Source organism: Singulisphaera chitinilytica (assembly GCF_049331405.1).
GTDB lineage: Bacteria > Planctomycetota > Planctomycetia > Isosphaerales > Isosphaeraceae > PoT.
Genome location: NZ_CP186274.1, coordinates 9,227,440 through 9,239,871 on the forward strand (window position 1 = coordinate 9,227,440; position 12,432 = coordinate 9,239,871).

The window sequence follows — 12,432 nt, forward strand, 5'->3', positions numbered from 1 at the left end:
GTCATGCTGCCAGGCTGAGCAGCCTGGCAGCGACGGCCTGAATCTCCTCCTCGGTGGCCCCCGGGCGTAGAACCGCGCGGATTTCCTCGCCCAGCAGCGCATGACGCCACGCCCGGCGCTTATCCGCGTGGCTCGGGCGACGCGACGGGCTGTCCCACGGCGAGGCCGAGCGGTCTACCAACTCCCCATCCTCCCTCGACCACGCCCACGCCTCGGTCAGGGTGAACGTCCACAGGCAGATGTGGAACGACCCGACGTTCGCACGGATCAACCGCACCTGCTGTTGCCCGGCCCCGACGACCTGCTTGCAGTCGCGGAAGGCGATCTCCAGGCTGAAGCGATCGGCCACCATCCCCAGGATCTCCGCCACGCTCGCCCGCGTGTCGGTGCAGAAGTACGCCCTCCATCCCTTCGGCTCGTCCACCAGGACCACCCGGATCGCGCCCCGGCCGGCCTCCAGGTCGCCGTGAACGTCTTGTAGCGGCTTGACCACATCTTCCCCGTAGAGCTCGAACGTGCCGGTGGACCAGCCACGACGCTGGCCGGCCCGCTTGGCCAGGTCGATCGCATCCGGGCCGTAGGTCGGGGCCGGGCCGCGTCGGCCCGGCGGCTTCGGCCCGGGCAGGGTCCGCAGGGCCGCATCCCTGCGGAGCCGGCTCACGACCGTCATACCCAGGGACTTCGCCGGCTTGAGGAACCCCCTCTTGGCATAGGCTCCGTCGGCAACCACCCAGATCGGCAGGCCCAGCAGGTCGAGCCAGGACTGGGCCCATCGGAGCAGCTCGACGGCCATCTGCAGCTTGGTGCGGAACTCGGGCCGGTGCCGGGGGTCGATGGCCGGCAGGTCCGCCTTGCGGACGTAGAGTCGGGACAGCAGGGGCAGGGCCACGACGCCCCTGGCCGGGTGCGTCGCCAGGAGCCCGAGTACGACGAAGACGTGGCAGTAGACGTAGGGGAGCCGGCCGGGCCGGGGTGGGGTTGTGATGGACGCCGGCCCCCTGGACGTGCGGGCCGTGCCGCTCCGTCGGGGTGTCATCCAGGGCGAGGACCAGCCGGGTGGACCCCCGGAGCAGCGGCCTGACCGCCGCGATGAGCAGGCGTGCGGCGATGCGATCGGCCTCCTTGCCGGCGGCGGCCGCGGCGGTGTAGCAGGAGCGGAACTCGTCGCCGAGGCCGGCGGCGCGGATCCAGGCGGTGACGGTGCGTCGGCCGCGGGCGAGGACGGCGCCGAGGAGCAGGAGCGCGAGCCTCGGTGCGGTCCGGCGATCGAGGACGTCGGCGAGCCATGCGAACCACTGGCAAGGGGCGGGCGTCGGATGCGAGGATGTCATGGGGGCCGGCTCCGCTCGGGGTGTCAGGCAGTGTGGTAACCGCCATCGTCCCGCCCGGGCCGGCCCCCGTCTACTCGCCACATCTCAACCCTACGCATACTTCAAGTCGCGGAAAGTACAGGCTGTCAAGAATAGCTAGAAAATTTTACCTCAAATCCCAACTTCCCCGAAGATTTTCTCTTTTGTTAGTCGTCGTGCTAACTTGTTCGGATTGGCGAGTTGACAGTCGGGCCAGTCTACATTCAATTCGGCATTTGCTTTTTCCTAAGCGGAACGCTTAGAAGAGATGTCTGTAGGTTCTTTCACCTTCGCAAGGCCCTGGTTCCGGCGCGCACGCCCCGACACGGCTGTCTCTTTTAGGCCACAGGTTGTGGCCGATTTAGAGTCTGTCACATAAGCTCGACTGATGCCGATAGCTGAGCCCTGCGCCGCCGGGGCGAGGGCTCGGCAGAGCCACTCGCGTAGAGGTGCGGGGAGTTTCTCCAGGCGTGAGTCGAATCCGACCTCTCGGTATACACCCTCGGACCACAACCTCAGCCGGACGGCGCACGGGGCATCCGAGGACGTCACGGACTCCTTGCCCGGCCGGTCGATCCCGCCGACACGGGCCTGCGCCGGCAGGGCATCGTGGAGCAGCGTCACGACCGAATACAGCCCGAGCAGGCACGGCGTGGCACGCAGCACCGTCAGCCGGCTCCATCCCCGGATGCTCTCCGAGTGGAGATGGGCACGGCCCACCTGGAACGTGCATTCCAGGTCCCGGCGGCCCGCGTATCGGGTCACGACCTCGCCGGCCCCCATCGCCTGGTCGGTCGTGTAGAAGTACTCGTCGCGATGCGTCCCCTCCCGGTCGTGGACGAAGACCCGGCGGATCGGCACCGGCCCCTCGCCCGCCTTGTACCAGTGCCCCGAGCCGGTGACGACCTAGACCCTCCGGCGGCCGCCGCCGTACCAGCCCACGGTGATCCTGCGGCGGCGCCGCGCGGCCTCCACGCCCTCGCTGGGCTTGGGCCGGCGGCCCCCTTGACGCGAGGCCGGCCCTTGCCGCCGTAGGGGGGCGGGGGATCGAAGAGGTTGGCCTCGGGGTGCAGCTTGCTCACCGGCGACAGCCGGGGCCGGTGGCGATGGCAGAGGCGCGCGACATCGTGCGAGCCGTAGCCCGAGCCGCCGACGAAGACGAAGCGTCGGCGGGGGAATTCCATCATCAGGGCCCGCAGCGGCCGGCACATCAATCGGACCGGCGTGCGATGCGGGTGGCCGCGTCGGCGGTCGTCTTCCTCGGAGCGGTAGAGGTCCACGAGCACGGGCAACGCCCGGGGGCGGCCCGTGCCGGGCAATCGGACGAGGACCGCCAGGACGACCCGGCGGTGGCCGTACTCCCGGGCGGTGTAGGCGTGGGAGGAGCGGACCGGGTCGCGGTGTCGGGCCTTGCCGTAGACGCACCGGCCGGGGTGGCCGTCGACGGTGTCGTCGCCGACGAGGAACACGGGCCCAAGCGGGCAGAGTCGATCGAGGATCGGGCGGGCGAGGGTGCAGCTGACCCTCAGGCCCGACCACGGGGCCCGCGAGAGGACGCGCCGATAATCGGTGCGATGCCCCGGTGCGAGGTCGCCTACGGTCCGCAGCGGGAGCGCCTCGGGCGGTAGGATCATGATGGGCCCGTCCTCGGCCGGTAAACTTGAGGTGCGTCAGCAACCCCTCAGGTTACCGCCGAGGCGGGCCCGTGAAATCGGCATCAGTCGAGATAAGAGGCTCAGCCGTTAGTCCACCCACAGGGAGCAGCTAGGTCGTGGACGACTCCACTCTGAAGCGCTACGCCGAGGAGATCGAGCCGGTCAACCGGCACTGATCGGGCAAGCACAAGGCCGCCGTCCGGGACATCAACCTCACCACCATGGTCTGGGCCGACGGCGATCGGATCGCCCCGGTCGATTATCGCGTCGACCACAAACTCCACTACAGGCCGACCAAGAACGGCCACTTACTGGACACGTTGCGCGCGGCCGAGCGGCGGGGCTTCGAGCCGAGCTGCGTGGCCTACGACACTTGAGATTCGGGCCTGGAGGACCTCAAGGCGTTGCGCTGCCGCTGGCTCATCGACCACCCCGAGGTCGTACGCGGGGCGGTCGGGTTCCGGTGGGCCGCCGCCCTTAATGGTCAGTGATCCACGGGATTCGGCATCATGCATGAGATCGACGTAGGCGTCCTCGGGCCTGCGGTCGGTGGAGGACCGCCCGGTCTCCTCGGTGGCCCGCCGGAAAGTCGCCTCGCCCCGGCTCGCGCCCACGGGGGTGTTCACGGGGGCTTTACAGGCCGAGGGACTCCACTTATAAGTGCAAATACTAATAATTATATTCCATCAAAGATTGCATCATGGTTTCCATATTTCGCGATCGGAAATATGCCAGGCTGCTGCGGCTCCGCGAGCATTGGGGGATCTCCCTGGAAGACCTCTATTACGCCGTCGAGAACGAATTCCTGCATGCCTGCGTGTGGATGCCGCTGCGATACCTCGAACGGGGCACGATCCGGGATCGCCAGTTCGTCTTCATGCGGCATGAGGCCAAAGAAGGGTTCGTCGGGGTCCGGCCCCGGGATTTCCGCACCATATCCAGCGTCGGGAGTGCCCGACTGCGGAGCTTCGATTCGGTGACGAGGAGGGGCACCGTGTTGCGGTTGCCGGACGAGCCGCGCCAGCCCGCCCTCCTGGTGCGCATAGAAGACTTGATGGTCCTTGCGCAGGACCGGGCGGAATTCGAGAGGGAATATCGCCTGAGGCCGTATGACGTCGAGGGCTGTGCGGCGGGGCCGCTGGCGGAATTCCTCGCCTCCGATGATTACAGGCATATTCGCATCAACGGCGAAGAGCATCATTTCGGCGACGTGCAGGCGCATGTCATCAAGATCCTCCACGCGGCATCGCTCGGCCGCAGCCCCTGGGTCCACGGCAAGACGCTCCTCGATGGCGCCGGATCGCACGCGGCCAGGCTGCGTGACGTGTTCAAGAGCAAGCGAGACTGGCGGAGGGTCATCCTGTCGGACAAACGCGGCTCGTATCGCCTGAACGTCCCATGGATGGCCGCGGAGCCGGAAGGAGTTGCAGGTCGCCCGGCCATTACCCCGTGACCGCCCTTGCGGCACTTTCCTCCGGGATTGCCCAGGACCGACTCCGATAGACCTTCCTCTCCATCCCCGCCGGCGCCCTCACCAAGGTACACGCCATCCCCCCGTGTCGTCGTGCAGCCTCGAATCGAACAACACGATCGAAGGAGGCCGTATGAATGATTTGTCCGAACCCGGGATTGCCCTGGAAGATCTCCGCAAAATGAGCAGGGAGGAGGTCTTGAGGCTCGATGACGAGGTCCTGACGGGGCTGCTGGAGCAGGCGGATAAGGCCGCATACAACGCCGAGGCCATGCTCGACTGGGTGCGCAGAATCATCGCCGGGAAGAAGGGGCACACGCCCGGCAGCGATGAATCCGACTCGTAGGGGCGGGCGTGTCGATCGAGTGGTACAGGGCCTATCACGGCATGCCGTACGACCCGAAGCTGCGGGTCATCGCCAGGCGCACCGGGCAGCCCATGCCCCTGGTGGTGGCGATATGGGCCTGCCTCCTCGATGCCGCGTCGCAGCACGACCCGCGAGGGGTGGCCGATGTCGATGCCGAGGAGGTCGCCGTCGCCCAGGATGCGGAGCTGAAGGCGGTCCAGGACATCATCGAGGCCTTCCGCGCCAAGGGGATGATCGACGGGGACAACCGCCTGACCGCCTGGAGTAGGCGGCAGCATGCCACCTCGACCGAGCGGTCCCAGAAGCATCGCGCCTCCAGGCGACCGGATGCAACGGCACGCGACGGCCTGCAACGCGGTGAAGCCACGGGGAAGGTCGCGGGACGCCGGGCAACCCAAGAAGCAACAGATACAGATGCAGAGGAGAATGCAGACTCAGATCCGGAAACCAGAAAGCCCCTTGTGAAATCCCTAGGCGAGAGAAACTTGAATCAAGGACGCCAGGCGGGAGGCAGGGAGGGGACGGAAACGCGGCCGCGGAGGACCAAGGTCGGATTTTGGAGCAGATGCTGGATATCTGGAACGAGGAGGTACAAGGCAAGCTGACCAGGGACGCAAGGCCGCCCTGACCGCCGCCCGGGAAGGTCGAATGATGCGGCGATGGCGGGAGGATTTTCGCCAGGACATGCAGGCATGGCGACATTATTGCGAGATCATCGGCGGCTTCGGACTTCTGCCTGGGGAAGATACCCGGCAAGGGCTGGACGATCGACCTCGGCTGGGCGGTCGAATCTTCCGATCACGTCGCCAAGGTGCTGGAAGGGGGATTCTCGGGGGGCAGGCACCCGCACCGCCCTCCGGCCTGCCATGTCCCCGAGCTGCAGGCGGCCTGCGACGCAGTCCTGAGTGCCTTCGAGAGGGAACACGGCAGGGCGGCATGCCGCAGCTGGCTCGGCAATACCGCCATCACCGGCTCCGAGCCGCGCCAGGGCGGCCTGCTGATTTACATGAGTTGCCCCAGCCGCTTCTCCCGGAATGGATCGCACGGCATTACCTCGACGATCTGCAACGCCTGTGGGCCGACGCCACCGCAACGGGCGTGCGCGTGATCGGGCTCCAGCTCGTCGGGGGGGCATGACCATGGAAAAGTGGACCGCCGAGGGCGTCGCGGGGCGCTTCGAAGAGGCGGCGAGGACGCTGCGTCGCCTGCCTCGCGTCAAGGCACGGGGGTATTTCAACGCCTGGCCGCCGATCATCCGCACGGTGCAGGAGTTGCTCGATGCGGAGCCGATGCCCCACCGCCTCGGGCCTCCCGGCGCGGCCGCGATCTCCAGGATGGAGGAGGCCCTGGGGTGGATGTTCCTGCTCGATTCCGAGGAGGAACGCCGCCTCGTATGGCTGCGCGCCGAGCGGGTGCGCTGGCGGAAGATCTGCGAGCGGATCGGCTGCGGCCGCACCAGGGCCTGGCAGATGTGGGGCGCGGCGCTGCTCAAGATCGCCACGCGCCTTAATGAATCATGCGGCGGGAGGAAATGAATGCTCGGGCAAAATAATGCTAAACAAGGCGAACAAATAATGCTATACGAAACGTCATCATCGGGAGAACTCCGACCGTCGATCCGAGTGCCGGGCGAGGGGGCGGGCCCATGCCGCTGACCTACGAGCAGGCGTGGGACGCCAGGCCGGACGGCCGCAGCCGCGAGGAAATCTTCCGATCCATCGTCGACCGCGTGAAGGAACGCTCCGGCGATACGCTATCCGATGCGGAGGCGCATGCGGCGGCGCGCAATCTCATCGCCTTCTGCCGGGAATTGATGGGACTGAAGCAGGACGAAACGCTAGGACACATTGACTCCATCGATCCACCTGTTACAACTAAGAATGAACATAAATAATTTTCATGGGTGTGGAACCCCGGAGGCGGACGGGATCATCAACCGACCTCGGCGCGTATCGTCCCCGCCCGGTCGGGGAGATGGCGGCTATGCGACAAGGCGTCGCCTGGAAGCCGTCATGCCGATCCGCCTTCGGTTTTCCAACTTGCCCGATCACCGTTGCGGGAGTATGAGCGATGAAAGACGCATTTGGAAACAGGGCCACCAAGGCCATGCAGCGCCAGCGCGTGTTTCGACGCCGGATCAGGAGCAGGGTTATTCGCTCGATGCGCAGACGTTCCGCCTGCGGGAATATTGCATGCGCAACGACCTGGAGGTGATCAGGACCTTCGAGATCGTAGAATCCTCCACGGTCGGCACCAGGAAAGACTTCATGGCGGCGATCGATTTCGCCAGGCGCCAGAAAGAACGCATCGCCATCATCACCGACAAGGTGGACCGGCTCCAACGACGCCTGACGGAAACGCCCCTGCTGGAGAAATTGATCGGGGAAGGGAAGATCGAGCTGCACTTCCACGTCGAGAACGTGCAGATCCACAAGAATTCCACCTCGCAAGAACGGCTGATGTGGAATCTTCACGTCATCCTGGCACAAAGCTATGTGGATTCGCTGCGCGATAACGTGAATCGCAGTATCCAGCAGAAATTGCGCAAGGGCGAGTGGATCAGCCTCGCGCCGATAGGCTACCTGCACATCAGGGGCCTTGAGAGGGAGAGGGGCGCCGGCAGAATAGTCGTCGATCCGGTGCGTGCACCCCTTGTCCAGAAGCTCTTCTCGTGCTATGCGTCGGGCGAATATACGCTCGGCGACCTGACGCGCAAGGCGAAGGAATGGGGGCTGAGGAATAGCGTGCGGTCGCAGGGCACCTTGAGCCAGTCGCACATCCACCGCCTCCTGCAGAACCCGTTTTACTACGGGGTGATGCGGGTGCAGAAGACCGGCAAGGAATACCCGCATATTTATCAGCCGCTCGTCAGCAGGGAGGTCTTCGAAGCCTGCCGGGCGGTGCGACTCGGCTGGAAGAAGAAACCGTATAAGTACGGCGGGAAGGAATATGTGTTCAGAGGACTCATCACCTGTGCCATCACCGGCAGGGTCGTGACGGCCGATACCAAGCGGCGCGAGCGTGCCCACGGCACTCCCTACCAGATCACCTATCTCGGCACTTATAATCCGGTTGACACGACCAAGAAAATATGGGTGCGAGAAGACGAGGTGCTGGCACGGGTGGAGGAGGTGTTCGAGAATTTGAAACTCGCGCCGGAGGATGTCGCCGAGATCGTGCAATATATCCGCAGCGGTGCCGTTTACGAGCGGGATTATCATAAAGCTCACCTGGAATCCCTGCACCGGGAGCAAACCGCCATCAAATCCAAATTGGATAGGCTCATGGATTTCTGGCTGGATGGCAAAATTACGGAAGAAGACCATTCGGAGTTCCGCAAAGCATTGGCCGGGCGCCGGGACGAGATCACCCAGGAGATAGGCCAGCATAACAGCGCCGACGATAAGTTTGCCGAACGCATGCAAGACATTGTAAAGATTAGCGGAAACGCCCTTTCGCACTTCCGGTCGTCGAACGTCGAGGGGAAAAGACGTCTCGTGAATCTGGTGTTTTCGACACTAAAATTACGAGGGAAAAATCTCGAATATACAATGCGTTCGCCATTCGACCACTTCATGAAAATGGATGAATTGCCCAAATGGCGATCCCTAATTGATGATTTTCGACGGAATCCGTCCCACCGCGATACGATTGCTAAATTCCCTTCTTATTTCCTGGGCCGGGATGATTGAATGAAGTTCACCCCAACCTGATATGGCTTGAGTGTCCTGCCTTGCCGCAGCATGGCAAAGCCTTCAATCGCTCTGTGAAGCCAAGGAGTGAACTGTCGGTGCTTCGATATGATTATGCGATATGCGGCATGGGACCAATTGCGGGCCTGAGACGTGAAGCCGCAAGCCCGCCCGCCGCCTGGCGGCTCGTACCTACCTGTTCCTCGGCTGGAGGTCGTGCAGGAAGTCGATCGCCTTCTGGGCGCAGGCAGCGGCCCGGAAGATCGCCCGATTGTCCTCCCTCAGCACTTTCAGCCAGTGATCGAGGTAGCTGATATGGTCCTCGCGCAATTCCGGCGTGACGCCGAGTTCGCAGCACAGGAAGGCCGCGCCGATCTCGGCCACCAGCTCCTCGCGGGCGTATCCCTCGTCGCCGAACCGCTTGCGGCCGAATTCTCGATTCAGGCGGGTGGGGTGCTTCGTCCAGTGGGTGAGCTCATGCGCCAGCGTTGCGCTGTAACTCTCGGCGTCGCGGAACGCCTCGAAGGGCGGCATCTGCACGTGATCCGAGCCTTCAGCGTAATAGGCTTGGTTGCCGCCATGGCGGATATCGGCCCCGGTATGGGCGAAGAACACATCCGCCGCTTCGATTCGTTGCACAGGATCGAGTGCCGGGGCGGCAAGCCGGTAGAAGGACTCGGGCAGTCCCTCGACCTGCTCGGCGTTGAACACCGTGTAGCCCTTCATGAAGAAGATGTCGCGATCGGATTCGTCGTCGTCCTCGCTCCTGGTCATCTTGTCGGCATAGACGACCAGCGACCCCTTGGCCCCTTTCCTGACGTGGCCGCCCAGTTCCTTCGCCTGGTTGAACGTCATCCAGATCGGGGCGGCGAAGCCCTGCGTCTCCGCCGCCATCCACAGCATCAGCACGTTGACGCCCTTGTAAGGCTCGCCGCTTGCACGCAGGGGCCGGGTGATGCGTCCCGCCGCATGCTCGGCGTCCCAGGGTTTCAACCACGGGCGGACGCCCTTCTCGAGCTCGGCGACGATCTGCTCGGTGACGCGGCCGTAGAGGTCGGTGCGGGCGGCGGGCATGGCTCTCTCCTTCGTTGACAAAGTCCGGTTGAATGCGGCGCATTCAACCGGGACGAAGGCGAGGCTCTTGAAGGGGGGAGGGCGGTCAAGGACGGCGGGCGCGGAGGGGACCCGGCTGCACAAACGCCAGTGCGGAAGCCGGGGAGGGGGCCGCGCCTGCCGCCGCAGGGCATCCTTGACGGGCGGGGGAATCCCCCCGCTTCCCCGCCACGCGGGCGAGAGGGCGGCGCAGCCGGTCACGCGAGGGACGGAAGCCAAGCACACCCCGAAAGCACGCGGCCGGCGCCAGCCGGGGCGGCAGAATTGGTATCAAGGCCTGAACAGGCGGAGAAAGGAGTCTTTGTAGAGGGCGATGCTTCCGAAAAGGAAGGGATTTCTGATGGTGATGCGCCGAGCTCGGCCTCGGTGTGCACGTGTCCCGGACGGCATAGGCTGGCAAGAAACAAAAGTTCGCCATAGAAATAACAGTTGCCATACATGTGAAAATCTGTCATGATCTAGCAAATGGATCACGGACAGGGAATGGGACCATGGAAACGGTAATGCGGGGTAAAGTGTCGTCGGGCAGGGTCGTCTTGCCGGCCGAGCTGCGGAAGGAGCTTGGCATCGAGGACGGGGCGGACGTGGTCTTCAGCCGCACCGAGCACGGCATCGAGGTCAAGACGCTCGATGAGGCCATCAGGCAGGCCCAGCAGATCTGCGCCCGCTACGTCTCGCCGGGCATGAGCCTCGTCGATGAGCTCCGCAAGGCCCGCGATCGGGACGGGACCTTTGCCTGAGGTTGTGCTCGATGCCTCGGCCCTGCTCGCCTTGATCCAGGCCGAGTCCGGTTCCGAGAAGGTCAGGCCGCTGCTCACGCACGCGGTGATCTCGGCCGTGAATTTCTGCGAGACGGTGCAGCGGCTGCGGCGGGGAGGGATGCCGCTCGAGGCCGTGACGAGGATACTGTCCCCGCTCGTGCCCGAGCCGGTGGCCTTCGACCGCGAGGCGGCGTATGTCGCGGCGTCGCTCCATGAGAAGACGCGGGGGCAGGGCATCTCCTTCGGCGATTGCGCCTGCCTTGCGCTGGCCTTGATGCGAGCCGTCCCGGCGGTGACCGCCGAGCGGAAATGGGATTTGTGCGACGTGGGCGTGCAGGTGATCCAGATCAGGTGAGGACGAGGGGCGTTCGAGCGTCCCCTACCCACCTATGCGCCACCGAACTCACCGGGTGGAAGCTCATCCTCCAGCGTCGAAAGCAGGAGCACCGCCGCGACATAGAGTTGATCCGTGACACTTTCCCCCGCGGCCTTCGCCTGAACGGCGCGCCGCGACAAGGCCAGCAGGTCGGGCGTGGCCGTGCGCAGCCGCTCGGCCGCGAAGTCGATGGGCATGGCTCGCTCGAACGCATCATCGCCGGCCTCGCCGACCAATGCGGCCAGGTTCTCGCCGCCACACTCCTCGATGGCCACGGCCTCGCCGGCAAGCATGTGCCTGGCGATCGCGGCGGCGGACTGGGGCGTCTCGGCCTCGATGCCTTCGAAGGTGATCCGCATTTCGCGGTAGAGATGGACGTGGTAGAGCGTCATGGTCTGATTCCTTTCAGAACTGTGGGACGGACGGTAGCGACGTCCCTGTTGAATTGCCGCCGGGATCGAGGGAGCGATTCACGTTCTTCGCTCCTCTCCATCGCCGTGGCCTGTGATGGAGTGGCCTTGCGGACGCGAGGCGCAACCGGTTAAGCTTCAATGCAGGATAAAGGACATTATCCGTAGCAGATTGCCCATATCTGCATCTCAAATCGAAATCCTCCGCACCTCCTTCATCATGCTCTTTTCACGGCGGCGATCGTAGAGCTTCGTCGTCTTGATGTCCTCGTGGGCGGCGAGTTCCTGCGCCCGTTCGAGCCTGCCGCCGTTGTTCAGGTACGTCGTGATCCCCGTGGCCCGAAAGGTGTGATTGCAGGTCGTCCTCGGGAGCGCCGCGGCCCTGGCGCGGCGCTTGATCATCTTGAGGGAGTCGTTCGACGCCATCGCCCTCGGAGTCAGCACGTGGTCCCGGCCGACCGTGCGGAACAGGGGGCCTTTCCAGTCGTCCCCCATCCCGGCGGCGGCGAGGTAAGCGTCCATGTAGAGCGCGGCCATGGGATGCGCGGGCACGCAATGGAGCTTGCCTCCCTTCTCATGCAGCCGGAACCAGACCTCCCCCGCCTCGACGAAGTAATCCTCCATCCGCATGCCCAGCACGGCTCCGATGCGGGCGAAGCTGAAGGCCATCGCGGCGATCAGGGCACGGTCGCGCAATCCGATGATCGTGGTCGTCTCGATGCTGTCGAGCAGTCGCCGCGCCTCGCCGGCCGTGAGGACCGGCGTCAGGCCTCTCCTGATCGCGTACCGGGGCCCTCGCACGGAGGCCGCCGGGTTGAACGGCATGATCTGGCCCGTCACCAGCCAGTCGAACAGCATGCGGATCGCCGACAGGCACTGCTTCACGCTGGGTTTCGAGCCCGGATGCTGCTCGACATAGGCCGCCACCGTGACGGGCTCGACCTCCCGAAGCTCGAGGCCGCGATCCTCGCACCAGGTGAAGAACTTCCCCACCGCTCGCGCGTAGGCCCGACGCGTGTTCGCGTTCCGGATATTGGCGGTGAAGAATTCCATGAATCGCCTGCCCGCCTTCTCCCCGGCCCTCGTGACGATGGTCGGTAGCCAGCAGCTATTCCCCTGCTGTTCGGCCGGGTCGACATCCCCTCCCTTCGTCTCAAGCATCTCGCACATCCGCAGGCCTCCCCTCCGATACAGGATAATGTCCTTTATCCTGCATGAGATCATGTCACAATATCTCG

At 64.7% G+C, this 12,432-nt stretch carries 15 protein-coding genes and 1 pseudogene; 9 read left to right on the plus strand and 7 right to left on the minus strand.

What is annotated here, in order from left to right; all coding sequences use genetic code 11:
* Position 1: 1 nt before the first annotated feature.
* The 4 genes and pseudogenes from ACOYYX_RS35860 to ACOYYX_RS35875 all read right to left on the minus strand — a co-directional run bounded on the left by ACOYYX_RS35860 (position 2) and on the right by ACOYYX_RS35875 (position 2,983).
* Complete coding sequence (locus ACOYYX_RS35860; RefSeq protein WP_422927453.1) at positions 2 to 1,036, minus strand: IS701 family transposase; 1,035 nt, start codon at positions 1,034 to 1,036, stop codon at positions 2 to 4.
* Between the two features lie 16 nt (positions 1,037 to 1,052).
* Positions 1,053 to 1,331 (minus strand): annotated as a pseudogene (locus ACOYYX_RS35865) (transposase); the annotation flags it as partial.
* A gap of 264 nt (positions 1,332 to 1,595) precedes the next feature.
* The gene (locus ACOYYX_RS35870; protein WP_422927454.1) at positions 1,596 to 2,210 is read right to left on the minus strand and encodes a hypothetical protein; all 615 of its coding nucleotides are present in this window, start codon (positions 2,208 to 2,210) and stop codon (positions 1,596 to 1,598) included.
* Entirely contained in the window at positions 2,111 to 2,983 is an 873-nt protein-coding gene (locus ACOYYX_RS35875; protein ID WP_422927455.1) for a transposase, read from the minus strand. Before ACOYYX_RS35875 ends, ACOYYX_RS35870 begins: the two co-directional genes overlap by 100 nt.
* Positions 2,984 to 3,225: 242 nt before the next feature.
* Here ACOYYX_RS35875 and ACOYYX_RS35880 point away from each other — a divergent pair, with 242 nt between their 5' ends.
* From ACOYYX_RS35880 to ACOYYX_RS35910, 7 genes are all read left to right on the plus strand, one after another.
* Positions 3,226 to 3,381, plus strand: a complete 156-nt coding sequence (locus ACOYYX_RS35880; RefSeq protein ID WP_422927456.1) for a hypothetical protein — start codon at positions 3,226 to 3,228, stop codon at positions 3,379 to 3,381.
* A gap of 323 nt (positions 3,382 to 3,704) precedes the next feature.
* Entirely contained in the window at positions 3,705 to 4,457 is a 753-nt protein-coding gene (locus tag ACOYYX_RS35885; protein WP_422927457.1) for a hypothetical protein, read from the plus strand.
* 151 nt (positions 4,458 to 4,608) lie between these two features.
* On the plus strand, positions 4,609 to 4,821 hold the full coding sequence (locus ACOYYX_RS35890; RefSeq protein WP_422927458.1) for a hypothetical protein: 213 nt from the start codon (positions 4,609 to 4,611) through the stop codon (positions 4,819 to 4,821).
* An 8-nt stretch (positions 4,822 to 4,829) separates the two neighbouring features.
* Positions 4,830 to 5,447, plus strand: a complete 618-nt coding sequence (locus tag ACOYYX_RS35895; RefSeq protein ID WP_422927459.1) for a hypothetical protein — start codon at positions 4,830 to 4,832, stop codon at positions 5,445 to 5,447.
* A 534-nt stretch (positions 5,448 to 5,981) separates the two neighbouring features.
* Positions 5,982 to 6,377, plus strand: a complete 396-nt coding sequence (locus tag ACOYYX_RS35900) for a DUF6362 family protein (RefSeq protein ID WP_422927460.1) — start codon at positions 5,982 to 5,984, stop codon at positions 6,375 to 6,377.
* A gap of 110 nt (positions 6,378 to 6,487) precedes the next feature.
* Positions 6,488 to 6,736 carry a hypothetical protein gene (locus ACOYYX_RS35905; protein WP_422927461.1) on the plus strand — a complete coding sequence of 83 codons (249 nt, stop codon included), beginning with the start codon at positions 6,488 to 6,490 and terminating at the stop codon, positions 6,734 to 6,736.
* Between the two features lie 118 nt (positions 6,737 to 6,854).
* Positions 6,855 to 8,534 (plus strand): recombinase family protein, encoded by a 1,680-nt coding sequence (locus tag ACOYYX_RS35910; protein WP_422927462.1) that lies wholly within the window; start codon positions 6,855 to 6,857, stop codon positions 8,532 to 8,534.
* 192 nt (positions 8,535 to 8,726) lie between these two features.
* Here the strand turns inward: ACOYYX_RS35910 and ACOYYX_RS35915 are convergent, their stop codons facing one another.
* A complete protein-coding gene (locus tag ACOYYX_RS35915; RefSeq protein WP_422927463.1) occupies positions 8,727 to 9,608 on the minus strand; it encodes an ArdC family protein in 882 nt (293 codons plus the stop codon).
* A 530-nt stretch (positions 9,609 to 10,138) separates the two neighbouring features.
* Here ACOYYX_RS35915 and ACOYYX_RS35920 point away from each other — a divergent pair.
* Positions 10,139 to 10,387, plus strand: coding sequence for an AbrB/MazE/SpoVT family DNA-binding domain-containing protein (locus ACOYYX_RS35920; RefSeq protein WP_422927464.1), 249 nt, complete (start codon positions 10,139 to 10,141; stop codon positions 10,385 to 10,387).
* Positions 10,380 to 10,763 (plus strand): type II toxin-antitoxin system VapC family toxin, encoded by a 384-nt coding sequence (locus tag ACOYYX_RS35925; RefSeq protein ID WP_422927465.1) that lies wholly within the window; start codon positions 10,380 to 10,382, stop codon positions 10,761 to 10,763. Before ACOYYX_RS35920 ends, ACOYYX_RS35925 begins: the two co-directional genes overlap by 8 nt.
* A 32-nt stretch (positions 10,764 to 10,795) precedes the next feature.
* On the opposite strand, the gene ACOYYX_RS35930 is transcribed toward ACOYYX_RS35925, so the two are convergent.
* Both ACOYYX_RS35930 and ACOYYX_RS35935 read right to left on the minus strand, forming a co-directional pair.
* Positions 10,796 to 11,176 (minus strand): hypothetical protein, encoded by a 381-nt coding sequence (locus ACOYYX_RS35930; RefSeq protein ID WP_422927466.1) that lies wholly within the window; start codon positions 11,174 to 11,176, stop codon positions 10,796 to 10,798.
* A gap of 207 nt (positions 11,177 to 11,383) precedes the next feature.
* A complete protein-coding gene (locus tag ACOYYX_RS35935) occupies positions 11,384 to 12,355 on the minus strand; it encodes a tyrosine-type recombinase/integrase (RefSeq protein WP_422927467.1) in 972 nt (323 codons plus the stop codon).
* Positions 12,356 to 12,432: the final 77 nt, after the last annotated feature.

Bases quoted from the DNA above. Each gene is read 5' to 3' on its own strand.
- ACOYYX_RS35900 (WP_422927460.1), top strand. From the start codon at position 5,982: ATGGAAAAGTGGACCGCCGAGGGCGTCGCGGGGCGCTTCGAAGAGGCG.
- ACOYYX_RS35910 (WP_422927462.1), top strand. From the start codon at position 6,855: ATGCCGATCCGCCTTCGGTTTTCCAACTTGCCCGATCACCGTTGCGGG.
- ACOYYX_RS35885 (WP_422927457.1), top strand. From the start codon at position 3,705: ATGGTTTCCATATTTCGCGATCGGAAATATGCCAGGCTGCTGCGGCTC.
- ACOYYX_RS35880 (WP_422927456.1), top strand. From the start codon at position 3,226: ATGGTCTGGGCCGACGGCGATCGGATCGCCCCGGTCGATTATCGCGTC.
- ACOYYX_RS35875 (WP_422927455.1), bottom strand. From the start codon at position 2,983: ATGATCCTACCGCCCGAGGCGCTCCCGCTGCGGACCGTAGGCGACCTC.
- ACOYYX_RS35930 (WP_422927466.1), bottom strand. From the start codon at position 11,176: ATGACGCTCTACCACGTCCATCTCTACCGCGAAATGCGGATCACCTTC.
- ACOYYX_RS35860 (WP_422927453.1), bottom strand. From the start codon at position 1,036: ATGACACCCCGACGGAGCGGCACGGCCCGCACGTCCAGGGGGCCGGCG.
- ACOYYX_RS35935 (WP_422927467.1), bottom strand. From the start codon at position 12,355: ATGCTTGAGACGAAGGGAGGGGATGTCGACCCGGCCGAACAGCAGGGG.
- ACOYYX_RS35915 (WP_422927463.1), bottom strand. From the start codon at position 9,608: ATGCCCGCCGCCCGCACCGACCTCTACGGCCGCGTCACCGAGCAGATC.
- ACOYYX_RS35920 (WP_422927464.1), top strand. From the start codon at position 10,139: ATGGAAACGGTAATGCGGGGTAAAGTGTCGTCGGGCAGGGTCGTCTTG.
- ACOYYX_RS35905 (WP_422927461.1), top strand. From the start codon at position 6,488: ATGCCGCTGACCTACGAGCAGGCGTGGGACGCCAGGCCGGACGGCCGC.
- ACOYYX_RS35890 (WP_422927458.1), top strand. From the start codon at position 4,609: ATGAATGATTTGTCCGAACCCGGGATTGCCCTGGAAGATCTCCGCAAA.